Annotated in this window: 24 protein-coding genes; 6 read left to right on the top strand and 18 right to left on the bottom strand. The window is 69.1% G+C overall.

What is annotated here, in order from left to right; all coding sequences use genetic code 11:
• Positions 1-1094: 1094 nt before the first annotated feature.
• Positions 1095-1358 carry a hypothetical protein gene (locus tag ACIBK5_RS36080; protein ID WP_399026447.1) on the top strand — a complete coding sequence of 88 codons (264 nt, stop codon included), beginning with the start codon at positions 1095-1097 and terminating at the stop codon, positions 1356-1358.
• 88 nt (positions 1359-1446) lie between these two features.
• On the opposite strand, the gene ACIBK5_RS36075 is transcribed toward ACIBK5_RS36080, so the two are convergent.
• The 15 genes from ACIBK5_RS36075 to ACIBK5_RS36005 all read right to left on the bottom strand — a co-directional run bounded on the left by ACIBK5_RS36075 (position 1447) and on the right by ACIBK5_RS36005 (position 15939).
• On the bottom strand, positions 1447-3888 hold the full coding sequence (locus ACIBK5_RS36075) for a Flp family type IVb pilin (RefSeq protein ID WP_399026445.1): 2442 nt from the start codon (positions 3886-3888) through the stop codon (positions 1447-1449).
• A 292-nt stretch (positions 3889-4180) separates the two neighbouring features.
• On the bottom strand, positions 4181-4828 hold the full coding sequence (locus ACIBK5_RS36070; RefSeq protein ID WP_399026443.1) for an OmpA family protein: 648 nt from the start codon (positions 4826-4828) through the stop codon (positions 4181-4183).
• An 8-nt stretch (positions 4829-4836) separates the two neighbouring features.
• Positions 4837-5418 carry a hypothetical protein gene (locus tag ACIBK5_RS36065; RefSeq protein WP_399026441.1) on the bottom strand — a complete coding sequence of 194 codons (582 nt, stop codon included), beginning with the start codon at positions 5416-5418 and terminating at the stop codon, positions 4837-4839.
• A 16-nt stretch (positions 5419-5434) separates the two neighbouring features.
• Positions 5435-6058 (bottom strand): pilus assembly protein TadG-related protein, encoded by a 624-nt coding sequence (locus ACIBK5_RS36060; RefSeq protein ID WP_399026439.1) that lies wholly within the window; start codon positions 6056-6058, stop codon positions 5435-5437.
• Positions 6058-6291 (bottom strand): hypothetical protein, encoded by a 234-nt coding sequence (locus ACIBK5_RS36055; RefSeq protein ID WP_399026437.1) that lies wholly within the window; start codon positions 6289-6291, stop codon positions 6058-6060. The genes ACIBK5_RS36060 and ACIBK5_RS36055 overlap by 1 nt, the downstream gene beginning before the upstream one ends.
• Before the next feature lie 145 nt (positions 6292-6436).
• Positions 6437-7405: a response regulator gene (locus ACIBK5_RS36050; RefSeq protein ID WP_399026435.1), complete on the bottom strand. Its 969-nt coding sequence runs from the start codon at positions 7403-7405 to the stop codon at positions 6437-6439.
• Positions 7406-7430: 25 nt separating this feature from the next.
• On the bottom strand, positions 7431-9011 hold the full coding sequence (locus ACIBK5_RS36045) for a sensor histidine kinase (protein WP_399026433.1): 1581 nt from the start codon (positions 9009-9011) through the stop codon (positions 7431-7433).
• A 10-nt stretch (positions 9012-9021) separates the two neighbouring features.
• Positions 9022-9909, bottom strand: a complete 888-nt coding sequence (locus tag ACIBK5_RS36040; protein WP_399026431.1) for a DUF5936 domain-containing protein — start codon at positions 9907-9909, stop codon at positions 9022-9024.
• Between the two features lie 23 nt (positions 9910-9932).
• Positions 9933-10877: a type II secretion system F family protein gene (locus tag ACIBK5_RS36035; protein WP_399026429.1), complete on the bottom strand. Its 945-nt coding sequence runs from the start codon at positions 10875-10877 to the stop codon at positions 9933-9935.
• 9 nt (positions 10878-10886) lie between these two features.
• Positions 10887-12224, bottom strand: coding sequence for a CpaF family protein (locus ACIBK5_RS36030; protein WP_193481763.1), 1338 nt, complete (start codon positions 12222-12224; stop codon positions 10887-10889).
• Positions 12225-12299: 75 nt separating this feature from the next.
• Positions 12300-12653, bottom strand: coding sequence for a TadE/TadG family type IV pilus assembly protein (locus ACIBK5_RS36025; RefSeq protein WP_399026427.1), 354 nt, complete (start codon positions 12651-12653; stop codon positions 12300-12302).
• 1 nt (position 12654) lies between these two features.
• Complete coding sequence (locus tag ACIBK5_RS36020) at positions 12655-13074, bottom strand: pilus assembly protein (RefSeq protein ID WP_399026425.1); 420 nt, start codon at positions 13072-13074, stop codon at positions 12655-12657.
• A complete protein-coding gene (locus ACIBK5_RS36015; RefSeq protein WP_399026423.1) occupies positions 13071-14318 on the bottom strand; it encodes a CpaE family protein in 1248 nt (415 codons plus the stop codon). The genes ACIBK5_RS36020 and ACIBK5_RS36015 overlap by 4 nt, the downstream gene beginning before the upstream one ends.
• Positions 14319-14327: 9 nt before the next feature.
• The gene (gene cpaB, locus ACIBK5_RS36010) at positions 14328-15035 is read right to left on the bottom strand and encodes a Flp pilus assembly protein CpaB (RefSeq protein ID WP_399026421.1); all 708 of its coding nucleotides are present in this window, start codon (positions 15033-15035) and stop codon (positions 14328-14330) included.
• 70 nt (positions 15036-15105) lie between these two features.
• Positions 15106-15939 carry a hypothetical protein gene (locus ACIBK5_RS36005; protein WP_399026573.1) on the bottom strand — a complete coding sequence of 278 codons (834 nt, stop codon included), beginning with the start codon at positions 15937-15939 and terminating at the stop codon, positions 15106-15108.
• Between the two features lie 382 nt (positions 15940-16321).
• On the opposite strand from ACIBK5_RS36005, the gene ACIBK5_RS36000 reads away from it, so the two are divergent.
• Genes ACIBK5_RS36000 through ACIBK5_RS35980 form a run of 5 tightly spaced genes read left to right on the top strand, consistent with a single transcriptional unit; the run spans position 16322 to position 21002 of the window.
• Complete coding sequence (locus tag ACIBK5_RS36000) at positions 16322-17881, top strand: Flp family type IVb pilin (protein ID WP_399026419.1); 1560 nt, start codon at positions 16322-16324, stop codon at positions 17879-17881.
• A 20-nt stretch (positions 17882-17901) separates the two neighbouring features.
• On the top strand, positions 17902-18459 hold the full coding sequence (locus ACIBK5_RS35995) for a hypothetical protein (protein WP_399026417.1): 558 nt from the start codon (positions 17902-17904) through the stop codon (positions 18457-18459).
• Positions 18460-18461: 2 nt separating this feature from the next.
• Positions 18462-18896, top strand: coding sequence for a DUF3592 domain-containing protein (locus ACIBK5_RS35990; protein ID WP_399026415.1), 435 nt, complete (start codon positions 18462-18464; stop codon positions 18894-18896).
• Complete coding sequence (locus ACIBK5_RS35985; RefSeq protein WP_399026413.1) at positions 18893-19282, top strand: hypothetical protein; 390 nt, start codon at positions 18893-18895, stop codon at positions 19280-19282. The genes ACIBK5_RS35990 and ACIBK5_RS35985 overlap by 4 nt, the downstream gene beginning before the upstream one ends.
• 31 nt (positions 19283-19313) lie before the next feature.
• The gene (locus ACIBK5_RS35980; RefSeq protein WP_399026411.1) at positions 19314-21002 is read left to right on the top strand and encodes a chitinase; all 1689 of its coding nucleotides are present in this window, start codon (positions 19314-19316) and stop codon (positions 21000-21002) included.
• A gap of 12 nt (positions 21003-21014) precedes the next feature.
• Here ACIBK5_RS35980 and ACIBK5_RS35975 read toward each other — a convergent pair whose 3' ends face one another.
• The 3 genes from ACIBK5_RS35975 to ACIBK5_RS35965 all read right to left on the bottom strand — a co-directional run bounded on the left by ACIBK5_RS35975 (position 21015) and on the right by ACIBK5_RS35965 (position 23432).
• Positions 21015-21467, bottom strand: a complete 453-nt coding sequence (locus ACIBK5_RS35975) for a hypothetical protein (RefSeq protein ID WP_399026408.1) — start codon at positions 21465-21467, stop codon at positions 21015-21017.
• Between the two features lie 17 nt (positions 21468-21484).
• Positions 21485-22789, bottom strand: a complete 1305-nt coding sequence (locus ACIBK5_RS35970) for an Nramp family divalent metal transporter (RefSeq protein WP_399026406.1) — start codon at positions 22787-22789, stop codon at positions 21485-21487.
• A 160-nt stretch (positions 22790-22949) separates the two neighbouring features.
• Positions 22950-23432, bottom strand: a complete 483-nt coding sequence (locus tag ACIBK5_RS35965; RefSeq protein ID WP_399026403.1) for an ATP-binding protein — start codon at positions 23430-23432, stop codon at positions 22950-22952.
• Between the last annotated feature and the right edge of the window lie 74 nt (positions 23433-23506).

Genomic DNA, 23506 nt, shown 5'->3' with positions numbered 1-23506 from the left:
CGCAGCACGTGCCGAGCCTGCTCAAGTCCCTCGTCCGTGGGGGCAAGTTCCTCCAGAGCCTGAGACCTGCGGTATGTCAGATCGTTCCAAGGCGGTGGCAGCTCTCGCATGGCAGCGGGCAGCAGGTAGGTGTCCACAAGTCGCTCTCCGTCCGTGCCCCGGCAGCTTCCCGAGACGCTGGCGTCATGAGACGCCCAGGTAATCCATCGCTTCCTTCGTGGTCTTCCGCCTGCTCGGGACCCGCAAGGGAACTCGCGCACTGTGTGCGTCTTCAAGCAGGCCCTGCTCGTGCTGCGCTGGTGCATGAGGGACCCACCGTATTGGCCGCCCACGCGCCTGGTCTGTCCACCGCCCTGGTGAGGGCTGCGGCAGCCGGGACACCCACCTATAACGAGCGAACGGCCTGGTGGCGTTCTGGTGCTTCGGGCGGCACGCTCAGCTTCGCACCGTGGGTGCCGATCGAGAGAGCATCCCCTGAGCCGCTTCCGCGTTGTCGCCACTCGCCGGGCTGTCCGGCTTCACCGACAGACGCCCCCAAGCCACCCTGGCTTCCGAACTCCCCAGCGCGCGTCCAGCAGCCCAACGGTTGACTCTGCGCCGCTCTCCTCGACCACTCAACGTTCGGCCGACTCCACCGTCCAGTCGGCGAAGCAGCCGGGGTCGGGGTCGGGATCGGTGTCAATGGCCAGTCAATAGGCCCCTCAGCGGCCGTATTGGATAGAGTCGCTTTTATGAGTACCGACTTGTATGGATGGCTGGAATGCAGGCCCCAGCCTGGGCGCTATGGCACTGAACACGTGCTGTGGGAGCCCTTCTCCGAACTCCGGCACCTTCATTGGGCCCGTGATTACATGTCGTGGTCAGCGCTCTTTGACGTCCGGAGTGTGGAGCCTGTCAGAGCTCTCTTCCCTGAGCGCGGGGCCCCCGCAGATATCTCGGACACAGTACGAAGGGATGCGGACGATTTCGAAGGCCACAGTCATTCGTGGTTCTCGTGGCGTGAACTGTCGGCTGTCGACTGGAACGCCCCCTGCACCGACGGCCCGTCTCGGTACTGGGCCCGGCGCTGGTCCCGTACCCATGAAGGGTCCCTCGTGCCTGAGGGATTGGCCGCACTCCCCGATGAGCTGTACGACTCAGCCGCCGCCAAGTTCGGAGAAGGCAACATCGTTCCCTCCCGGTGGCCCGCCGACGGAGAGCTAATGCTCGGCAACGAGGTGTACCGACCTGTCGTCCCTGCCTATCGCGACCTGGTACCGACCGACGGACCATGGCAACCTGTGTGGAATGTGATGGGTACGCTGTCCGAACTCCATGGCGAGGACAACGTCCGCCTCGTCGTCTGGTTCGGCGGCTGAACGGAAACCTGGGGGGCGCCAGTCGTGCGTCACAGGGTGACGGCTTCCGAGCCGTCACCCTCCTCCTTGGCTTCGCCCCGGCCTACCGTCATTCCAGACCTAGGTATTCCAACGCCCCCTCGGGGTTGTCGTTCAACCGCTTCCAGTCGATTTCCTCACCTCGGCTGTACTTCGTCTCCAGCGCCCGCTGCATGTCACCCAACTGCTTGGCCGTGAAGCTCGCATCACCGATACGTGCGTCAACTCCCTTCTCGTTCATGAGCTGGGCAGGAGAGGCCTTCTGACCCTTGATGGGCCGGAAAACCTCAGTCCATTTATCGGGCTTGTCGATCTCAACACGAGCCGCTCTGTCCGGATTCGCCTTCTTCCACTCAGAGAGTGTGTTGATCTTCCCGACGAATTCCGGCTGACGCGTCGGGTTCACCGTGTTCTTCACTTCGACCAGGTGCACCCTGCCGTCCTGCCCCTTGTACAGGACATCGGCGTCCGGCACGTTCGACACATCCACGGTTTCTCCGGGCGCTACCTCGACCTGACGCCGATTGTGTTCCGAGCCGACCGCGGTGTGCACGATGCTGTCGGGTGCCGCGTCCTCCGAGGCTCGCCGCACACCGCGCACCTCAGCAAGCATCTCCTCGAGCCTGCTGGCGGTACGCGCGTTGGTCACCTCCGAGCCGAGCTTGCTCGCGCCCGCCCGGTCGACGTTCTTGCGTCGTGCGAGATCAGTGAGCTCGTCGAGCGCGGCCGCCGCCTGGTCCTTGCCGATCTCCTTCTTGCCAGGGTTCTTCTTGGCGTTCCTGACAAAGTCGTCAATGTTGCGCTCGTCAATACTGAGCCTGCCCTGCTTGATGGCGGCCTTCGCCGCCTCCGCCTGGGCCTCCAGCGCATGTTGCTGTGCCTCGTCCGCCTTCTCCCGGGCATCCTGGGCCCCCTCCTTGGCCTCCTCGTCGCAGCCGCCCTCGGCGAGGATGACGTACGGGGAGTCGGACGGGCCGGCGGCGAGGATCGTGGTGCCTGTGCCGGAGGAGCCGGCGAGGAGGCCAGTGGTGGTCCCGGGTGGGCTGCCGCCGAACGGGATCCGGTGGGCTGGCGCCGCGATGGTGCAGCCCGACTCGCGGGCCTGCTTCTCTGCCGCGTCCGCCGCCTCGTCGGCGTCCTTCGCCGCCTTCCGAGCATCCTCGGCGTCGCCCGCCTTCGCCGCCTTGCGCGCTCTCTCGGCTGCGTCGGCCGCCTTGTCGAGGGATTCACCGACCTCTGCCAGCTTCTTGAACTTGGTGAACTTCGTGATCGTCTTCGGGCTGAATATGCCGACGACGTTGACCACGGTGTTGCCGATGGAAGCGCCGTAGTTGCCCTTCTCCCAGTTCTCCTTGTCCACGAACGTGTCGATCGCCAGGTCGGACACGAAGTCCTCGGGCGAGTTGACCCAGCCCCATACGGAGGAGACGTAGTTCCCCTTGTCCCACTCCTTGCCCAGCTCGTCGGCCTTGTCGCCCCACCAGTCCGTGGTGTAGCCCTTCAGGCCGTTCCAGCTGTCCTTGATCGAGCCGACCGGGTCGCTGACGAAGTCCATCGTGCTGGCCAGGAAGCTCTTGGTCGGGGCCACGAAGAATCCACGGACATGGTCCATGAACGTTCTGTCGTGACGTTCCTGGTCATGTACGTCGTCCCAGAGCGACCTCTCCTCGAACGGTCCCGGAGCGAGTGGGACTGTGTCGTTCGTCCCCGCGCCCTCATAGGTGATGATCCGAGTCGACCACGCCGGACCGCCATCGCTGTCATTGTCGCCTGTACCACCGCCGGCACTCGTGCCTTCCTGGCCACCCGAACCGCCGTCGGTGCCCGAGTCGCCTTCGGACCCCGTCTCGCCGTTCGCGCCCGAACCACGGTCTGCCCCCGCGCCGCCGTCCGGGTACGCGCCGTTGCCTCCGTCGGTGCCGGCTCCCGAACCGCCATGCCGGGCACCGTCGTTGCCCCCCGCATCCGTCTCCGTACCATCGCCCTGCGGAGCGGCGCAGGCCGTACCCGTCACCGAGCAGACCGCCGACTGAATGCCGTCCGCGATGCGCCCGCCGAGGCCGCCCACCGAGAGCGCGAGGATGATCGCGGCGACGACCGCTACGAGCCCCGCGTACTCCACCGCGGTCTGGCCCTCGTCGCGGCGCCAGCGGATCATCCTCGCGATGCTGAACGCCCGCCGCTCCTCCCTGTCCTGAGGAGCGGCTTGGAACCACTCCCGCGACGTGGCCTGACGCAGCAGCACGATGACCGCCACCGGCATCGCCGCCTGCGTGAATCCCCGCAGATCACCGTGCATCAGCGTGCCGAAAGACAGCCACACGATCCACGCCTGTACGGCGATCAGTGCGCGGCTCGTCCAGACCCCGCCCCGCCACAGGCGCCGGGCCAGGTAGACCCCCGCCACACTGGGCAGCGAGTCGTACACCAGGATCCCGAAGATCTCCCCGGAGTAGTACGACACCACCGACAGCACGGTGATCACGTACAGCACCGTCAGCGCGAACTGCACCCACAGCAGTACCTGCGCCCAGCCCAGCTCCCGTGGTAACGGCGAACGCCGGTCCCAGGAGGGGGAGTTCTGCGCACCCCAAATGCCACTCGGGGGTATTGAGTTACCGGCACCGGACATGTGTGACCTCGGTTCGCGGGCGGGCATTCAAGGCGGGCGCCCGGCCGAGGCTAATGAGAATCGATCAGTGGCACATGGGCCCCCGGGCCCACCCTCGGCCCAACTTGAACCGCAGGGCCCGTTCCTGCCTGCCGTGGCGAGAGGCGGGCCCCGGCGAGTGGGTGCTGGTGACTCAGCTCTCCGTGCGCGGGAAGGAGACCTCGACCCGGCGGTTCTTCTTGCGGCCGGGTTCCGAGGAGTTGTCCGCGATCGGGTACTGCTCGCCGTAGCCGCGTACCTCGTAGGTGACGTCGGAGTCGGTCAGTTCCTGGTCCAGGACGTTCTGTACGGCGTCGGCGCGTTTCCGTGACAGGACGTCGCCGTGGGCGGAGGAGCCGAGGTTGTCAGTAAAGCCGAAGACGCGGATCTTCGTCGCGTTCTGCGTCTTGATCTCCTCGGCGATCGCGGAGATACGGGACTTCGCCTCGGCGCTGAGTTTCGCGCTGTCCTTGCCGAAGAGGACCTCGGCCTGGAGGGCGAACTTGACGTCGGCGTTGGTGTCCTCGCGGCGTTCGTCGCCGCTCTGGTCTTCTACGACCTGTTTGATGTCGAGGACCTTGGCGGAGGCCAGGGTGGCGCCTTCGGGGAGTTTGAGGTCGGGGTCGTTGGGGTCGACCTCGACTGGAGCGGAGGGGGAGGCCTCGGTGCCGGGGGGAACGCCGGGCGTTTCGTCGGCGTGGGCCGAGACGGCGCCGTAGATGTTCGTGGCGACCATGAGGGTGGCGGCGGTGAGGACCAGGGCGAGGCGTGGGGTCGCCGTTCGGGTACGCGTAGGGGTCATGGCGGGCCTCACCCGGAGATCTTGATGGTGCCGCTGGAGAACGTCGGCAGTTGCAGAGCGACATCGGTCGTGTCGGCCGGTGGGGCAGGGAACTGCATGAACACGGGGAGCGTCTGCCCGGCCTCGAGGGTTGTGAGACCCGTTGTCGTCAATGGGCGCCCGTCGGTGTCACGAAGGACGTAGTAACGCTTCTTGCCCTTGGAGTCCACGAGTGTGGCACCGCCGAGCGACTGACCGTGTTTGATGACCTCGGTCTCGTCGCCACTCGTCTGAGCGGGGATGGCCACCGACTCCCCTCCGTCGTTCTTCAGGCTGCCGCTCACCGTGACGAAGCCGCCCGCGTCCCTCTGGGCAGAAGTGATCTGCAGAAGCAGCCCGTCCGTCCCTTTGAGTTCAGCGAGAGGCGTCTTCGCCTCTCCCTCTTGAGCACTCGGCTTGGATCCACTGTCTTTGGATGCGGACGCCGACGGACTCGATTTGTCATCGTTGTCACCACCGCCGCCACAGCCGACCACGCCGAGGGCAAGTCCGGCCGCAGCGGTCAGTGCGACCATCCCCCTGCGGGCCTTCGCAGTGAACCGAATGCTCATCTCTCTGCTTCCTTCATCACTCGTCGTTCGCTTGTGGTTCGGCCAGGTGGACGTCGAAGAGGTCCTCGGGTTTCGGCAGAACATCGAGATCGTCCGGGTCCAGCTCCCACTTCTCGTCGCCGTCGCACAAGAGCTGCGGCAGTACGTCGGGGCCGGCGTCCTCGGCCGGGGGGTCGACATCGCAGCGTGCCTCGATCACAGCGTCGGCGGAAGCGCGCGCCTTTCGATTCGCCTCGCCGGGAACGATCGAGTCCCCCATGGGCTTGTTGGTCCGCACTTCGACCGAAAAGCGCAGAGGGCCCCCCGGATTCCCGCAGCCGAGCACTGTGGCGTCGTTCTGTGCGGCGAGCTGATGCGCACGCCAGCATGACTCACGGAGCACCTCGGCGTTGCCGTCGAAGATGGCCTGCCACTTGTTCGGGTCGAGTACGTCCTTCACCCACGCGCCCGCGAGTTGATCCCGCTTGTCCTGAGCCGCCGCGAGAGCCGCCGCGTCGGCGGCCGTCTGGGCGCCGTTCCTGTTCGCCGCGGCCTGGCCGACCGCGAAGTACGCGAACGCGAGAAAGAGCAGGCCCCCCACCACCGTGATGTAGATGGGGAAGGCCTGCCCTGCGTCGCCGTACCGGCGAGGTCGTCGCATCAAGGAGCGACCTTGGCGATCTGCGCTTGGATCTTGGTGAGGATCGTCTGCCCGATGTTCGTACCCGTAATAGCCAGCACGATCGCCACCACCACCGCGATGATGCCCAGGTACTCGACCGCCGTCTGCCCCTTGTCGCCGGCGCGGCGCTGCATCGCCTCGGCCGTGGTGTTCTTCCAGCCGTTCACGCGGACCTTGGTCGCGACGGCGGTCTTCAGCATCAGGTCGCTCATGGTGTTCCCCTCCGGTTTCGGCTGTGTCGCTTTCGACAGGAGGAACGTACGGCGGGGCACCCCGTCCGTCAGAGGGCCCCAGGGCCCAATTCCGGGCCCAATCGCGCGGGCCCGACCAGCTCTTCGCCCAGACCGTCACCGATGGTCACCCCAGTCCTCGGTGTGAGTCCGGTGCCGTGCCGATCCATTTCGCGGCGGCCTCGGAGCGGCTGGTGCTGTGGAGTTTGGCGAAGATGCGGTTGATGTGGTTCTTGACGGTCTTCTCGCTGATGAAGCACGTGGCGGCGATCTGCTGGTTGTTCATGCCGGACGCGATGAGGTCCATGATCTCCGCCTCCCTCGTGCTCAGTTGGAACCGCGACCTGTCCGGAGCGGCAGGACGACTACTCGTCGTCCATCCAGACGATGACTGTCCCACATGCGGTTGCACTTGCGAAAGGTTTTCTGGAGAAGTGGGTGGAGGCGAGACGGGAGGTGGATTGAAGTTTGCTGGTGGAGCGGGTGGTTGAGATTGAGTATGCGGATTTGCGGAGGCGGAAATTCCGTATGCAGTCGCATTTGATGACTGGCCAATGCCCTCGGGGAGGGCCTGCGTCGGCGCCTGCTCCTGGCGGAGCTGGGCCAGCAGGGCGCCCGCCGCCGTGGGGGTGAAGTGGGCCCTGCCCTCCTTGATGTCCCGTACGGCCTCGACCAGCTGGTCGGCCGTGAACTCGCCGTGGACCAGGTAGCCGCCCGCTCCTCGTCGCAGGGCCTCCTGGACGATCTCCGACTCCCTGCTGTACGTCAGCATCACGACCGGGGCGATCCCCACCAGGTACGGGAGTGCCGAGATGCCGTCCACGCCGGGCATGCGGACGTCCAGGAGGACTACGTCCGGGCGGTGCTGGTGGGCGGCCTCGTAGGCCTGGCGGCCGTCCGCGGCCTCCGCTACGACCGTGATGTCCGCGCGGCCGGAGAGGAGCGCGGTGAGACCCGCGCGGACCACGGGGTTGTCGTCCGCCACGACGACCCGGAGGGTGCGGCTCGGCTGGGCGGGCCGCGGGAGGTCGGCGAACGGGTTCTGCAGCGGCTGTGGTGCACCGGGGGGTGGGGGTGGGAGCGGCTGGTCCGGCATCGGGGGCCTCCTCTCGTGTCGTGGGTTATGCGGTGAGGGTGGTCAGGGCGGCCAGGGGGAGTTCCAGGCGGACTTCCGTGCCCTGGGGGTGGCCGCCGCGGCCGATGCGGATGCGGGCGCCCACCGAGGCGGCGCGTTCGACCATGCCGACCAGGCCGAAGTGGCCCGCTCGGCGGAGTTGTTCGAGCGTCGTGCCGGGCGGGAGGCCGCGTCCGTCGTCGTACACGCTGATGCGGAGCAGGTCGCCGTGGACGCCCGCGCTGACGTCGACGCGGCTCGGGTGTGCGTGGCGGTGGGCGTTCTCCATGGCTTCCGAGGCGATGGTGAGGAGCTGGCGAGCCACCGCGGGCGGGACGGGGGGTACGGAGTGCTCGCCGGTGGGGCGGTAGACGGCGGGGAAGCCGGTGCGGGTGCTGAAGTCGCGGGTGCGGGCGGCGAGTTCGACCAGGACGTCCGTGGCCTGGGCCGGGTCCGATTCGCGGCGCAGGTCCGCCAGGAGTTCGCGGGATTCGGCGGCTGCCCGGCGGGCCGAGCGGGCGACGAGTGCCGCCTGTTGTCTGATCAGGGTCGGGTTCATCCGGTCGGCGCCCGTGGAGCCTTCGAGGCCGTCGGCGGCCAGCGCCACGCCGTGCAGGGTCTTGGCGACCGAGTCGTGCATTTCGCGGGCCAGCCGGGCGCGTTCGGCGCTGACCGCTTCCGTCACGGCGAGCCTGGCCTGGACGGTGGTGAGGGCCTGGGTGGCCGCGCCGAAGCGGAGCATGAGGTTGCGGAGGCTGGAGCCGACGGCGCCGGCGACGACGCAGAGGCCGGGCAGGAGAGTCGCCTCCGCGAGGCCGGGGGGTGGGTTCTCCTGTGCCGCGTGGATGAGGAGGAGGAGCAGGGCCTGGAGGCTGGCGAAGACGGCCGCGCCTCGCCAGCCGTAGACGAGGCCGGCCAGGAGGGGGGTGCAGACGCTGACGTAGGCGAGGGTGCTGTCGGGGCCTGCGGAGATGAGGAGGAGGGCGCCGAAGAGGGTGTCCGCGGCGAGGAGGGTGGGGTGGCGGAGGAGGAGGGGGCCGAAGCGTTCCCAGTCCCTGAAGAGGGCGTAGGAGGTCATGAAGGTGACGACTACGGCTGCGCCTACCAGGCGGGTGGGGACGCCCTCGTTGGCGTTGAGGAGGGCGGTGGGGGTGGCCAGGGCGATCATGGCCAGGCGGAAGCCGAAGACCTGGCGGCACATTGCCTGCAGGGCGTTGATCTGGATGGGGATCGCCGGGTTCGCGGGTGCGGGAGCGTCCCGGCCTTCGGCCGGGATCGGATTCCCACCCGTACCACCCGTGCGGCTTTCGTGGGCGCGTGCGGGTGGCCCCAGTGGGGGCTGATCAGCATCGGCGACTGACCCACTATCCCCGGTCGCGGCTGCCGCCGCAGCAGCAGTCCCACCCCCCTGAACCCGCTCCACCGGCTCCCACCCCGGCGGCAACGCCGGTGTCGCCGATGTCACCGGAATGTCCGGCGCGCCCGTGCGGACGTGGGACGGGAGGACCGTGCCCGCCGGTGGCGTGGTGATCTCCGGTGTCTTGGGGCGGCGGCGCAGCAGCCCGGCGCGTTCCCCTGTCATCGACATGCCTAGCCCCCTACTTGCCCGTCACCGAGCCGAAGTCCGTGCCCGAGCCGAGGATCAGGCCTGCGCCGAGGAGGAGCATCGTGGCCGGGACCATGAAGGTCGTGATCATCATCGTGGCCTTGGGAACGGCCCGGGCGGCCTTGCGGCGGGCGTTCTGCGCGTCCGTGCGCCGCATGTCCTTGGCGAGCGACACCAGCGTGTCGACGATCGGCGCGCCCAGTTCCTCGCCCTGCTGCAACGCCGTGACGAACATGGCGACCTGCTCGGAGTCATTACGGCGCCGCAGTTCCGCGAAGGCGTCGCGGCGGCTCATGCCGAGGTCCATCTGGCGGAGGGTGATGCGCAGTTCGTCCGCCCAGGGACCCTCGTACTTGGACGCGACCCGGTCCAGGGCCTGGCGGAAGCCGAGGCCGGCGCTCACCACGACCGCCAGGACGTCCAGGAAGTCCGGCAGGGTCCGTTCGATGACGTCCTTGCGGATGCGGATCGCCGACCAGATGCCGACCTCCGTCCAGAACGCGCCGAAGGCGAGCAGCAACAGGGCCACCAGGAGCTGGCCGCGCATGAGGAACACCAGGAAGCCGACCCCGCCCAGTGCCCCGTAGACCGCCCGGCGCGCCGCGTAGCGGTCGATCGTCAGGCCGCCCGGGTTGCCCGCCAGGTCGATCTTGCGGCGGTACTTGGCCACCTGCTTGGGGCCCATCAGGCGCAGCACCGCGGGCGCGTAGCGCATGCCCATGCGGTCGATCAGCGAGTCGACCGCTCCCGTGCGGGTGGAGCCGACCTCCAGGGCCAAGGCGAGGTCGCCGGGCAGTTTGGCCTCGGCGCGGTACATGCGGATGCCGGCGAAGATGCCCCAGACGCTGAGGCCCATCAGCAGGGCGAGAAGCAGTCCCATGGATTCCGTTCCCTCCTGGCTTCTCAGACGTCGATGCGGGACAGGCGGCGGATCAGGACGAAGCCGACGGCGTAGAGCGCGAAGGCGATGATGACCGCTCCCTGGCCGAACGGGGAGCCGGTCATGCGGTCCAGGGCGCCGTCCTTCACCCCGTTCATGAGGAAGAGCGAGCCGACGCCGAGGACCGGGACCGCGTACGACGTCATGTTCACCTGGGAGAGCTGGGTGCGGACCTCGCGTCGGGTCTCCTTGCGCTCCTCCAGGGTCTCCGTGAGGTTCCGCAGGGCGCTGACGACCTGGCCGCCCGCCCGGTTGGACAGGACGAGGGTGGTGACGAGGACGACCAGTTCACGGGACGGGAGCCGGTCCGCCATTTCGTCGAGTGCGTCGTCCAGCGACGCGCCCACCGCCAGCTGCGCGGAGACCTTGCCCAGTTCCTCGCCCGCCGGGGCCTCCATCTCCTCCGCCGCCATGCCGATCGCCGTGCGCAGGGCCAGTCCCGCCTGGGTGGCGTTGGCGAGGATCCGGGCCATCTCGGGGAGCTGGTTGATGAACTTCTCGATGCGTTTCTGGCGTTGCCAGTTGAGGAACTGCACAGCGACCCCGATGCCCAGCAGACCCGCCAGCGGTCCGAAGAACGGCGCCAGGGCCGCCTGGCCGGTCAGCCACAGGCCCGCGACCGTGGCGAGCATGTAGACGAAGAACTCACCCGGGGTGATGTCCAGGCCCGTCGCCGCCAGGCGGAGTTCCAGTTTCCTGCCGAGTTTGGTGCGCCGCAGGCGGCGATCCAGGTTCCGGAAGTGGCGGCGACGGCCGCCGGCCGGGATCTGGCCGGTGGCGGACAGGCGGTCGACGAGCGCCTGGCGCTGTGCCTTGCCCGTGGCGTAGGAGTGCAGGCCGACGACCGCGAGGACGCACGTCAGCAGGGTGACGCCCGTGGTGAGCGTGATGAGCGTTTGCAGATCCATCGGTCGGTCCTACCTGGCTTCTCGGGTGGCTAGCTGGTCCGCCGACCGGGCGATGCCGAAGGCCTGCGGGAGGGGCTGGCTCGCCATGTAGAGGCGGTCGGCGGTGCGGCGTGGGACGGGGAAGTACTCGAAGGCGCCGTGGATACGGCCGTCGGAGCTCATGGGCCGCGCGTTGAAGCGGGCGACCGTGACCAGCCGGTACGGGTCGCTGCCGTGGCTGTCCATCAGGGCGATCTCGGTGATGCGGCGGGCGCCGTCCGCGAACCGGGTGAGCTGCACGATGACGTCCACCGCGCTGTTGATCTGGTCGTGCAGTGCCACGAAGGGGATCTCCACGTCCGACATGGAGGCGAGGGTCTGCAGGCGCATCAGCGCGTCCTCGGCGCTGTTGGCGTGGACGGTGGCGAGGGAGCCGTCGTGGCCCGTGGACATGGCTTGCAGCATGTCGAGGGACTCGCCGCCTCGGACCTCACCGACGACGATGCGGTCGGGGCGCATGCGCAGGGAGTTGCGGACCAGGTCGCGGATCGACACCTGGCCCTTGCCCTCGACGTTCGGCGGACGGGACTCCAGGCGGATGACGTGGGCCTGCTGGAGCTGGAGTTCGGCCGAGTCCTCGATGGTGATGATGCGTTCGCCCCCGGGGATCAGCCCGGAGAGCGCGTTCAGCAGGGTCGTCTTTCCGGTGCCCGTCGCGCCCGAGACGATGACGTTGAACTTCGCCTGCACCAGGCCCGCCAGCAGATACAGCATGTGCTCGTCGAGCGAGCCGAGGCCGATCAGCTCCTGGAGCGTGAAGGAGCGCGGGAAGCGGCGGATGGTGAGGGTGGCGCCCGTCAGGGACAGGGGCGGGATGATGACGTTGACGCGCTCGCCGGAGGGGAGGCGGGCGTCGACCATCGGGTTCGACTCGTCGACACGGCGGTTGACCGTCGAGACGATCCGCTCGATCGTCTGCATCAGCTGGTCGTTCGAGGCGAAGCGCAGGGGCAGTTGCTCCACCCGGCCGCCGCGCTCCACGAAGATGGCGTCCGGGCCGTTCACCATGATCTCGGTGATCGAGGCGTCCTCCAGGAGCGGCTCCAGGATGCCGAGGCCCAGCGCCTCGTCGACCACCCTGCGGATCAGCTGCGAGCGTTCCACGGTCGACAGGACCGGGCCCTCGCGGCTGATGATGTGCCCGAGCACCCGCTCCAGCCGTGCCCGGCGCTCGGCGGCGGCCAGCGAACTCATCTCCGCGAGGTCGATCTCCTCGAGGAGCTTGGCCCGGTAGGAGGCGACCATGTGGCCGTCCTCGCCCCGGTTGCCGTTCTCCTCGGGGGTGTTGATGCGTGCTCGCAGGCTCATGAGTGCGGTGCTCCTAGCTCGTCTTTCAGTGGTCGAGGCTCGTCTCTCAGTGGTCGAGCGCCGTCGTGGCGGTTTTCAGTGGTCGAGCGGCATCGTGGCGGTCTTGACCGCCGGGTCGAAGTCCCAGCCGGGCACCAGGGACGGGATCTGCACGGTGGCCGTGACGGTGACCTCGTCCGCGCCGTACGACGCCGGACAGCCCGTCACCTCGAGCCAGCTGCTCACCGCCGCCCGGCAGTCCGCGTCGTACGGCCCCTCCAGCGACGCACTCCGCGCCCCCGTCCGGGCCGCCGTCCCCGCCTGCTGGGCCGTGTACGCGATCAGACCGAGCTGTACGGCCGCCAGCCCGACGAGGATCAGGATCGGCAGGAAGCCGATGTACTCGATCGCGACCTGGCCCCTGTCACGGCCCTTGTCAGGACGCGCCATCTCAGTCCGCCTCCTCGACCGCACCGGCGTGGCCCCTGACCGGGAACGGCACGGAGAGCGTGCCGGGGAAGAGGATGGGGACCTCCAGCCTGACGTCGGCCGTCACATAGCCGGAGCCGCCGCAGGTCACCTCGGCGCCGGAGCGCCACGCGTCCGACAGGTGCTTGAGCCCGGCCGCCTCGCACGCGCCCTGCCGCGCTCCCGGCTCCGCCGCCGTCGCCTGCCGTACCGCCTCGTCCGCGGCGTTGCCCGCGAGCGTGAAGGTGTAACCCACGAGGACGACCTGCCACAGCGCCACCAACGTCACGATGATCGTCGGTGTCATCCCGAGGAACTCGATGGTCACCTGGCCCCGATCCCGATCCCGATCCCGGTCCCAGTCCCGGCCCCGGTCCCTTAAACGCACCTTCGGCACTGTCATCCCTCCCTCCGCCGTCGAAAGTTCACCGATCCCCGGTCGCCCCGGAGCCTGCCCGCCTTCTGCGCACCGTCCGGGACCTTGACCAGGCCCAACTCCCCCGCCAGGCCCCACAGGGCCTGCTTCACCGCGCTCTTGTTCTCCAGTTCGTGGATACGCCCCGCGTCCACGACGCTCTGCAGTTCCTTGAAGTTGGCGGGGACGACGGTGGCGGCGACCGCCGTGCCGGTGATCTTCTGGATCAGGGGCGGCTGGATCTCCGTACCGCGGCTGTGCCGGTTGACGACGACGGTCGTCTCCTCGGCCTTGCGGATCTGCAGCCGGTCCCACATCCGTACCGCCCGCTTGGCGCCCCGTACGGCGACCACGTCCGGCGTGGTGATCAGCAGGGCCCGGTCCGCCATCTCCACGGCCGCCGCGCCCGCGCCGCCGATCTGGGCGCCGCAGTCGATGACGACGATCTCGTAGCGGGAGCGCAGCGCGCTGACGATCTGGCGGGCGGCGCGGTCGGTGACGTCCTCGCCGCGTTCCCCCTCGGCCGGGGCGAGCAGCAGGGCGAGGCCGGTGTCGTGGCGGAAGACCGCGTCGGCCAGGACGCGCGGGGAGATGTCCGTGATGGCGGCCAGGTCGACGACGGAGCGGCGGAACTGGACGTCCAGGTAGGAGGCGATGTCGCCGGTCTGGAGGTCCATGTCGACCAGGGCCGTGCTGCGGCCGGAGGCCTGGGCGGCCAGGGCGAGCTGGATGGCGGTCAGGGTGGCTCCGGCACCGCCCTTGGCGCCGCTGACGGTGACGACGGTGCCTCCGACGCCGGTGAAGACGTCGCCGCCGGCGCCCAGGTGCCGACGTACGCCGACGGACCACTGGGCGACCGCCTGGACGCGGCTGGCGAGTTCCTCGTAGCTCAGGGGCAGGGCGACCAGGCCGCGGGCGCCGTAGTCCATGGCGGCCTGGAAGAGGCCGGGGCTCGCGTCCGAGGTGACGAGGATGACGCCGACGGCCGGGAAGCGCAGGGCCACTTCGCGGATCAGCTCCAGCGCGGGCACCGGGCCGATCCGCTCGTGCACGACCACGACCTCGGGCAGTTCGTCGACGGACTCGGCGGCGAGCCGCGCGAGGGTGTCGATGAGCTGGGTGGAGTCGGCCACCGGGGCCACCGGCTCGGCGTCCGGGAGCTGGCTGAGCAGCGTCGTGATGGACCGGACGGCGTCCGCTTCACCGACTGCCGGGAGGATCCTCGTGGGCATGCGGGCCTCTCACTTGTCCTTCGCGAGTTCGTACGTCCGGTCCTGCTCCGGGACCGTGGTGTCGCTGCCGGGCGCGACGAGGGCGAGCCGGACCCGCTGGGCGAACGACTCGGCGTAGGTGATGCGCTGGGCGTCGAGGGCGGACAGCGCGAAGGTGATCGGGACGGCGTCGGTGGGCTGCTGGGTGCGGTTGTTCTCGTCCGGCCTCAGCGCGGTCAGATCGCCCACGTCGATGACCTTGGCGTTGGTCACGATGATCTTCGACTGGTCGGGGTCGCCCTCGCGCTTGCCCTCGAACGTGGCGTACACGTTGACCGAGGAGCCGGGCGTGATCTTGCCGGCCACGCCGGTCGCCGCGTCGATCATGATGGCGACCTCCTGCTGGCCCGGCTGGAGGGCGGGCTGGCGGACGATCATGTCGGACTGGAGCAGGGAGCCCGAACGCAGCGTCGTGACGGCGATCTTGCCCTGGATCTCCCGCAGATCGGTGACGGCGTTGTTGGACAGCCACCGTTCGGGCATCTTGATCTTCTCGAACTGGCCCGTGGTGAGCGTGGTGTAGGGCGGCACGTCCGATTTCAGCCGGTAGGCGGTGACCTCGGGGCCGACCTTGGACTTCACGTCGCCTATGACGGAGAGCACGCCGGTGAAGGCGCCCAGGGCGCAGACGACCGACAGGATCAGGAGAATCACGCCGCGGCGCTGACGGGAATTCATGAACCGGACAACCTCGTTGGGGATAGCGGTCGGGCGGGATCGGAGCGGTGCCGGCGAGCGGTGTCGGGGCTCACCCGGCGGCCGTTCGGTTCTCGAGCTGTTTGGGAGGCGGACTCTCGTGGGCGGGTGGCGTGGCCGAACAGAACACGCAGCGGTCGCCGATGACGTCGATGCCGCACCAGTGGCATCTGCTGCGCCGTACGGACGTGACCAGCTGGTAGAGGACCGAGAGGTCGGGCAGATAGCTGCAGAACTCGATCAGCTTGCCGGTGCCCCACCAGCCGGGCGACTCGGCCGGCAGCGGGATCTCGCGCAGCCCCTGCACCTTCCAGGAGGGGGCGAGGGTGGCGGTGACCCAGTCGGACTGGAGCTGCCCCTTGGCGACCAGCATCCAGGTGCCGAACTCAGGGCCGGGGAGGGCGGCTTCGGGGGTGATTCTGACGAGCTGCGGCTCGGGGTGGGCGAGGACACCGAACTGGCTGCCCGGGACCCAGGACTTGGCGTGCGACTTCAGGCCGACGGGGACGCGGTCGAGGCGGGTGACGGAGTTGAGCAGGGCCCCGGCGTGGATGTAGTGGACGAGCAGCCGGCCCGCCGAGGCGAGCACGCCGGGGCTGATGTCGCAGGACGCCAGCTGTCTTAACTGGCGGGCCAGGACCGCCAGTCCGAGCGGGGGCAGGTCCGGGCGGAAGAGGGCGATGCGGTCGCTCTCCATGAGGGAGCGCAGGGTGTGCAGCCGGCGCTGCACTGCGGTGGGCGCGGCCTGGGAGCACACCACGATGACGTGTCCATGCTGCTCGACCAGGGTCTGCATCTCGGCGAGCGCCTGTTCCAGGGGGCGCCGGTCGATGTCCCGCAGCACGACGGCGGGCAGGGTGCGTTCGTCCTGTGGCGGCAGTGCCATGTCGGCACTCGTCACGGCAATGGCAGTTGGCACGCGCAGCTCCCCGTTTCCCCATGCCCGTCGGCGCGCCGGTGTGACTCCGGCACACTTCGGTGACTTCACTGCGTGACTACCTCAGCACTGTATCCACGGCTCTGTGACCGGAGAACAGCGTTTGTGTAGCTGGAGAGCAACTGTCGTTGCACAAGATGCGTCAAAACGGGGCAGGTTGAGCATCTCGCCGGTCGGGGGTCAGGGCCCGGGGGGGCCTGGGCGGTGGGCCCAGAGGGCCCAGCGTTGACGGTGGGTCTCCGTTTGGGCCCTGAGGCCCACGCCCGGCGTGGGGGCGCGTCCCTACGCTCGCCGTCCACGGGAACGTGGTTCGGGTGAGGAGGGGTGCCGTATGGCCGGCGGGGGCGACATACGGACGTACAGGGACAGACTGGTCTTCGACGATCGCGGCGCGACCGGCACCGAGTATCTCGGGATGGTCGTCGTCAGTGCCGCGATCGTGCTCGCGGTCTCGGCCACCGGCGTGGGACAGCTGATCTACGACAGGATCGCGGCGCAGGTCTGCAAGGTCGCGGGCGGCGGCGACTGCGCGGCGGGCACGACCGGGCCGGGCAAGCCGCTCACCGACGCCGACTTCGAGCCGGCGCTGTGCCAGGTCTCCTCCGTCACCGACAAGGCGGGCTCCAAGGCGAAGATCTTCTTCTGGGAGATCGGCAAGGAGTACGGCTTCCAGGAGCAGCATCTGAAGGCGAAGACGGACGTCAACGGGGACGGCAAGGTCGACGACAGCGACCAGTTGGTCTACCTGACCTTCACCGACGCCGCGTCCGTCGCCGCGAAGAAGGACTTCAAGCCGGGCATGAAGGTGGGCCGGTTCGGCGCCGACAAGGTGGAGCTGGGCCTCGGCATCAAGGTGACCAACGGCGACACCTGGGTCTTCCAGAGCCCGGAGGAGGCCCAGCGGTTCCGGGACGACGTGGAGAAGCTCCAGATGTACGAGATGCGGCGCACCATGCCGGGCGGCGCGGAGGCGAGCCTCGGCGACAGCATCGCCTACCTCTTCGGGACGGGGCCGCTGAAGGACGAGGAGGACACCCAGAACCGCATCAAGGACAACCTCGGCGACAACCGGAAGATCACCTACGGCAAGGTGGGCCTGGAGGCCTCGGCGTCGGCGGGCCTGAAGATCTCGGCGGGCGACGAGAAGAAGCTGAGCGCCGCGCTCGGCGGCACCTTCAAGTACTCCCCGGAGGTGACCTGGACCGACAACGCCTACAAGAACACCAAGTCGTACACGTACTCCTCGTCCATCGAGTACGGCTCCAAGGTGGGCTACGAGGCGGGCCCGCTCAGCGGCGAGTACGCGGCGAACACGACGCAGACCGGCACCATCACGGTCACCTACGACAAGAAGACCAACAAGCTGGTGCGCATCGACATGACCCGGACCGTCGAGAAGGGCGGCCAGAAGGACGGGGCCAAGGTGGGCGGCGACAACGGCAAGCAGGACGGCGACAAGCGGGGCGGGAACGCCGGGGTGAAGGGCACCGACTCGGGGATCGGTATCGAGATCGTCACCAACACCGTCACCTTCGACCCGGGCCCGGCCGGCGACAAGGACCGGGCGGTCGGCGAGCGCTGGCTGGACAGCAACAACGAGCAGGTCGCCACGCCCTTCCAGTACATGTTCGACGACCACGCGCCGACGGCCCGGCCGGGCGCCGACGACCCCTTCGGGCAGCTGATGTTCGACCAGGGCAAGTCGAGCCGGATGACGTACACGGGCGAGGTGAACGCGGCCGAGTACGGCTTCGAGTTGAATCTCGGGCTCAGTCTGGGCATGACGATCAGCACGGAGAAGAAGTCGGAGACGCTGACCGATGCCCAGTTCCTGGGGGCGCCCCGCGGGGACGGTCGCTCCTACCTTCCCTACAGCTACTGTGCGAACTGACGAGACGGGAGCCCGATCCGATGAAGACCCGCCGTGCCTGCCTGGCCGCCGCCCTGCTGACCGCCGTGGCCCTCACCGGCTGCGGGAGCTCCGGTTCCGGCGGGGCCTCCGTGCCCGACGGCTGGGGGACGCTGAAGACGAAGGGCGTCGACGTGTCGTATCCGAAGGGGTACGAGGAGCAGAGCGCCGCCGAGCGGGGCAAGCACAACGCGGCCGCCGCGGTGCGCGCCCAGGACGGGAAGAAGGTCTCGGTCATCACCGTGCAGCTGGGCTTCACCGAGGCGAACTCCGCCGAGCAGGCCGCGATCGCCGCCGAGGCGGGCATCCAGCTGGGCGCGGACGTCAAGGGCCAGAAGGACGTGGAGCTGGCCGGCACGGACGAGGCCAAGCGCATCGACTTCTCCTTCAAGGCGACCGGCGAGGACGGCGGCCCGGCCAAGGGCACCCCGGTCGAGGGCGTGATCCTGACGGGTCTCGACTCGTCCGAGCAGACCTTCGCGGTCCGCGTCGACGCCCAGCAGGGCTCCCTGCCGGACGGGGACCTGGACCGGATCATCGACTCGGTCGAGGTGCACTGACCGTGGAGGTGCCGGGCGCCGGATACGTCGTACTCACGCTGCTGGTCGCGCTGTTCGGCGCGCTGGTGTGGAAGTACGCGCGCCGGCTGGTGACGGTGACGCGGGTGCTGCGCGCCGGTGTCCGGGCGGACGGCGAGTGCGTGCGGGTGGAGACGGAACCGTACAACCGCTCCGACGCCAGGCGGCACTTCTTCGCCTTCCGTACGGCCGACGGCACACGGGTCGAGTTCGAGGACCTGGCGGGCTGGTCGACGACGGAGGGCGCCCGGGTCACCGTCACCTACGATCCCCGCGACCCCGCGCGCACGGCGACGGTGGCGGGCCGGGGCAGCTGGTCCCCGGTGCTCCAGTCGCTGGCGCTGGTCGCGGGCTGCGGCCTGGCCGCACTGGGCTTCGCGGTTCTTCTCTACTTCGAGATCTTCGGGAGTGGTCGATGACTCTCGTCCGCTGCTGGGCCGTCGGCATCGTCGTCCTCGTCGTCAGCGAGTACGTCCAGATGACGCTGGTGTACGGCCCCTTGGTCGGCCCGGAGGGCGTCGGTTCGTTCGGGGCCGCGCTGGGGCTGGTGCATCTGCCGAACCTGGTGTGTGTCGTGCTCGCGACCTGGGCGGCGGCTCGGGTGCATCCGGAGCCGTGGCGGGAGGTGCCGGCGCGGCATCTGGCGGCGGCGTGCGCGGTTCCGGCGGCGGCACAGGCGCTGCTGCTGACGCTGCGGCCGGAGGTGCTGGATCTGGCGGGCCTGGCGTTCTGGATGTCCACCGGGGTGCTGCTGGCGGGTTGTGCGGTGGGACTGCTGCTCGACAGGTTGGTCTGGACCTCTTGACAGTGCCGTTGGTCTGGACCATTTTCTTGTCATGTCCAGACACAGACGATCCATGCGGCTGTGGTCGGGTGCCGTCACGGCTGCCCTGGCCCTCACCCTCACGACCGTCGGCCAGGCCTCCGCCGCCGACGTCAACAACGCCAGGAACGCCGGCTTCGAGTCGGGCCTGAGCGACTGGACCTGTTCCGCCGGCAGCGGTACGGCCGTCTCCTCCCCGGTGCACGCCGGCACGGCCGCGCTGAAGGGGACCCCGGCGGGGCAGGACAACGCCCGGTGCGCCCAGACGGTACGGGTGAAGCCCGGCTCGACCTACACCCTGGGCGCCTGGGTCCGGGGCGGTTACGCCTACCTCGGCGTCACGGGCACGGGCACCACGGACGTGTCCACCTGGACCCCGGACTCCTCCTCCTGGAAGCAACTGTCGACGACCTTCAGGACGGGCTCGTCCACGACCTCGGTGACGGTGTACACGCACGGCTGGTACGGGCAGGCGGCGTACTACGCGGACGACGTGTCGGTGTTCGGGCCCGACGGGGGCGGCGGCACCGACCCCGGCCCCACGGTCCCGGCCACGCCGGGCGGTCTGAACATCTCCGGTACGTCGTCCTCGTCGGTGTCCCTGGCGTGGAACGCGGTCTCGGGGGCAACGGGGTACACCGTCTACCGCGACGGCACGAAGGTGACGGCCGTCTCCGGCACCTCGGCGACGGTGACCGGTCTCGCGGCCTCCACGTCGTACTCCTTCCAGGTCGCGGCGACCAACGCGGCGGGCGAATCGCCGAAGTCGGCGGCGGTGACGGGCCGGACGAACGCGCCGACCGGTCCCGGCCCGGCCCTGCCCAAGCACGCGGTGACCGGCTACTGGCAGAACTTCGACAACGGGGCCACGGTCCAGAAGCTCGCCGACGTCCAGTCGCAGTACGACATCATCGCCGTCGCCTTCGCTGACGCCACCTCGACGCCGGGCGCGGTGACCTTCAACCTGGACTCGGCCGGTCTCGGCGGCTACACCGTCGACCAGTTCAAGGCCGACATCAGGGCCAAGCAGGCGGCCGGGAAGAAGGTCATCGTCTCGGTCGGCGGCGAGCGCGGCACGGTGGCGGTGAACGACGCGGCCTCGGCGGCGAACTTCGCGAACTCGGTGCACTCCCTGATGCAGACGTACGGCTTCGACGGCGTCGACATCGACCTGGAGAACGGCCTCAACGCGACCTACATGACGCAGGCGCTGCGCTCGCTCTCGGCGAAGGCGGGCTCGTCGCTGATCATCACGATGGCGCCGCAGACCATCGACATGCAGTCGACCTCGAACTCGTACTTCCAGACCGCGCTGAACATCAAGGACATCCTCACGGTCGTCAACATGCAGTACTACAACAGCGGTTCCATGCTGGGCTGCGACGGCAAGGTGTACAGCCAGGGCTCGGTGGACTTCCTGACCGCCCTGGCCTGCATCCAGCTGGAGGGCGGCCTCGCCCCGTCCCAGGTCGGGCTCGGCCTGCCCGCCTCGACCCGGGGCGCGGGGAGCGGCTATGTGTCGCCGTCCGTCGTCAACAACGCCCTGGACTGCCTGGCCAAGGGCACGGGGTGCGGGTCCTTCAAGCCGTCCAGGACCTATCCCGGCCTGCGGGGCGCGATGACCTGGTCGACCAACTGGGACGCGACCGCGGGCAACGCGTGGTCCAACGCGGTGGGTCCGCATGTGCACGGGCTGCCGTAGGACCAGGCGACCTCATCCCGTCGGACGGTAGTGGCCAAGGACCCAGGCCAGCTGCGGGAACCACTCCTGGAGCCGTGTCCTGGGCTTGGCCTCCACCACGCACTCGTAGAACCTGCCGTCCATGTGGACCACCGAGACCATCAGGGCCTTGCCGTCGGGGCTCGCCCGGTAGTGGACGCCGCGGATCTCGGGCCAGCGGAACTCGATCGTCTGCCCGGACGACTCGAAGGCGACGCCGGTCGCGTCGACGACGACCGCGTTGCGTTTGTCGACGGCCAGGAAGTCCGGGCCGGCCGACGCCGGTTGCTGGGGCGGGGGCGGGGTCTGGGCGTACGGGGGTGGTGCGGGCGGGGGTGGTGCGGGCGCGTACGGGGAGGGCGGGGGCGCGTAGGAGGGCTGCGGGGGCGCGTACTGCGGTGGGGGCGGGCCGAAGCCGGGGCCGGGTGGCGGGGGCTGCTGGGTCATCCGGCCATTCTCCTGCCTCAGAAGAAGTCAGCCCACGGCTGGTCCCAGACCTGCTTCACGCACAGAACCAGGAACAGCAGGCCCGCGACGGCGAGCATCACGTTGCTCAGCGGGCCGTTGCGCCACTCCCTGGGCGTGCGGGCCGAGTTCAGGAGCCAGATCAGGGTGCCCGCGAGGAAGGGCATGAAGGCCGCGCCCAGGACGCCGTAGATGATGACCAGGCGGAAGGGCTGGCCCTCGAAGAGGAGGATCATGGGCGGGAAGGTGAGCCAGAGCAGGTAGGCGCGGAAGGGCCAGGAGCGTTCGCGCGTCCCCGAGGCGACCTCCTCCCCCTTGGCCTGTCCTGTGCCCGACAGTCGCGCCACGAAGTCGGCGAACATCAGGCTCACTCCGTGCCAGACGCCGATCAGCGAGGTGAACGACGTGGCGAAGAAGCCGATCAGGAAGAACTTCGCCGTAGCCGCGCCGTACTCGGCCTCCAGGATGTCGCCGAGCTGGATCAGGCCCTTGTCGCCGCTCGCGATCGCGACGTTCGCCGAGTGGAGCATCTCCGCGCCGACGAAGAGCATGGCGATCACGAAGATGCCGGTGGTGAGGTAGGCGACGCGGTTGTCCAGGCGCATGACCTTCATCCAGCCGGTGTCCGTCCAGCCCTTGGCGTTGACCCAGTAGCCGTACGCCGCGAGCGTGATGGTGCCGCCGACGCCGCCGATCAGGCCCAGGGTGTTGAGGATGGAGTCCTTCTCGTCGGGCAGGACCGGGAGGAGACCCGCGAAGGCGTCGCCGAGATTCGGGGTGACGCGGATCGCCAGGTACACCGTCACCACGAACATGACGCCCACCAGGACCGTCATGACCTTCTCGAACACCACGTACTTGTTGAACCAGACGAAGACCAGACCGACCAGACCGCAGGCGATGCCCCACCACTTCAGGTCCATCACGTCCGGGAACAGCGCCTGCAGCGGCAGCGCGCTCGACGACATCGCCGCCGCGCCGTAGACGAAGCCCCAGACCACGACGTACACGGCGAAGAACCAGGTGGTCCAGCGGCCGAGGCTCGCCCAGCCGTCGAACAGGGTGCGTCCCGTGGACAGATGCCAGCGGCCCGCCGCCTCGGCGAGTGAGATCTTCACCAGACAGCCGATGATCGCGGCCCACAGGAGGGTGTAGCCGAAGTTGCTGCCCGCGATGAGCGTGGCGACCAGGTCACCGGCGCCGACACCGGTCGCCGCGACGACGATGCCCGGCCCGATGTACTTCCAGCTCGCCTTACGGGGTTGGGATTCCTGCGTACCCGTGTGATCCGTGGTCTCGGCCATACAGATCAAGAAACCGCAAAGCCCCCGTCCCGACAAGAGGGCAGGAGCGCAATCGCCCTCAGGGGCGCGGGGAACGGCGCGAGCAACCACGCCCTACCCGCAGCCCGGAGACAGGCCGAGGCGGCACAACGCACCGCCAACGGCCCACCCCAGCGGAGCGTCACGGCTGTCGCCGACCACAGCCGTCCGCCCCGCACGTGCCGAGCTCGAACCACACGGTCTTGCCCGGCCCGTCCCGGTGGCAGCCCCAGCGCTGGGCGAGCGCGTCCACCAGGAACATCCCACGGCCGTTCTCCCCGGTGCCCGCGTCCAGCACCCGCGGCACCCGGCGCGCCGCGTCGGCGACCTCGCAGCGCAGTACGCCGTGCGCGGCGAAGAGGGTCAGCCGGAAGCCGGTCTCGGCGTGCACCAGGGCGTTGGTGGCCAGTTCGCCGACGAGCAGTTCGGCCACGTCCGCCACCTCACCCTGCTCCGCGAGCCCCCAGCCTTCCAACTGCCTGCGGACCTCCGCGCGTGCCTCGCGGACGGCGGAGAGCCGGGGCGCGTACTCGACGCTCAGGTGGCCCGCTCCCAGGGGTGGCTGGGGGAACGGACCGTACCGTGCGTCGGGGTCCGGGAGGTGGCGCCCGGAGAGTTGCAGCATGGGTCCAGGGTGATCCCCGGGGGCGGTCCGGCGCAGGGGGAGGACTACCCGATCCCCTACCTGCTTGTGCAGGT

Origin of the sequence: Streptomyces sp. NPDC050546, assembly GCF_044457425.1 — a bacterium.
In the GTDB taxonomy this organism is placed as follows: Bacteria; Actinomycetota; Actinomycetes; order Streptomycetales; family Streptomycetaceae; genus Streptomyces.
The sequence above is the reverse complement of the archived record's forward strand: the minus strand, read 5'-3'. Positions and strand labels throughout refer to the sequence as shown.

Coding starts and splice junctions, on each gene's coding strand:
- ACIBK5_RS35975 (WP_399026408.1), bottom strand. CDS start 21,467: ATGACCCAGCAGCCCCCGCCACCCGGCCCCGGCTTCGGCCCGCCCCCA.
- ACIBK5_RS36045 (WP_399026433.1), bottom strand. CDS start 9,011: ATGTCGATGACAGGGGAACGCGCCGGGCTGCTGCGCCGCCGCCCCAAG.
- ACIBK5_RS35965 (WP_399026403.1), bottom strand. CDS start 23,432: ATGCTGCAACTCTCCGGGCGCCACCTCCCGGACCCCGACGCACGGTAC.
- ACIBK5_RS36055 (WP_399026437.1), bottom strand. CDS start 6,291: ATGAGCGACCTGATGCTGAAGACCGCCGTCGCGACCAAGGTCCGCGTG.
- ACIBK5_RS36020 (WP_399026425.1), bottom strand. CDS start 13,074: ATGACAGTGCCGAAGGTGCGTTTAAGGGACCGGGGCCGGGACTGGGAC.
- ACIBK5_RS36060 (WP_399026439.1), bottom strand. CDS start 6,058: ATGCGACGACCTCGCCGGTACGGCGACGCAGGGCAGGCCTTCCCCATC.
- ACIBK5_RS36025 (WP_399026427.1), bottom strand. CDS start 12,653: ATGGCGCGTCCTGACAAGGGCCGTGACAGGGGCCAGGTCGCGATCGAG.
- ACIBK5_RS36050 (WP_399026435.1), bottom strand. CDS start 7,405: ATGCCGGACCAGCCGCTCCCACCCCCACCCCCCGGTGCACCACAGCCG.
- ACIBK5_RS36070 (WP_399026443.1), bottom strand. CDS start 4,828: ATGACCCCTACGCGTACCCGAACGGCGACCCCACGCCTCGCCCTGGTC.
- ACIBK5_RS36015 (WP_399026423.1), bottom strand. CDS start 14,318: ATGCCCACGAGGATCCTCCCGGCAGTCGGTGAAGCGGACGCCGTCCGG.
- ACIBK5_RS35985 (WP_399026413.1), top strand. CDS start 18,893: ATGACTCTCGTCCGCTGCTGGGCCGTCGGCATCGTCGTCCTCGTCGTC.
- cpaB (WP_399026421.1), bottom strand. CDS start 15,035: ATGAATTCCCGTCAGCGCCGCGGCGTGATTCTCCTGATCCTGTCGGTC.
- ACIBK5_RS35980 (WP_399026411.1), top strand. CDS start 19,314: ATGTCCAGACACAGACGATCCATGCGGCTGTGGTCGGGTGCCGTCACG.
- ACIBK5_RS36040 (WP_399026431.1), bottom strand. CDS start 9,909: ATGGGACTGCTTCTCGCCCTGCTGATGGGCCTCAGCGTCTGGGGCATC.
- ACIBK5_RS36005 (WP_399026573.1), bottom strand. CDS start 15,939: ATGGCACTGCCGCCACAGGACGAACGCACCCTGCCCGCCGTCGTGCTG.
- ACIBK5_RS36030 (WP_193481763.1), bottom strand. CDS start 12,224: ATGAGCCTGCGAGCACGCATCAACACCCCCGAGGAGAACGGCAACCGG.
- ACIBK5_RS36065 (WP_399026441.1), bottom strand. CDS start 5,418: ATGAGCATTCGGTTCACTGCGAAGGCCCGCAGGGGGATGGTCGCACTG.
- ACIBK5_RS36000 (WP_399026419.1), top strand. CDS start 16,322: ATGGCCGGCGGGGGCGACATACGGACGTACAGGGACAGACTGGTCTTC.
- ACIBK5_RS35970 (WP_399026406.1), bottom strand. CDS start 22,789: ATGGCCGAGACCACGGATCACACGGGTACGCAGGAATCCCAACCCCGT.
- ACIBK5_RS35995 (WP_399026417.1), top strand. CDS start 17,902: ATGAAGACCCGCCGTGCCTGCCTGGCCGCCGCCCTGCTGACCGCCGTG.
- ACIBK5_RS36035 (WP_399026429.1), bottom strand. CDS start 10,877: ATGGATCTGCAAACGCTCATCACGCTCACCACGGGCGTCACCCTGCTG.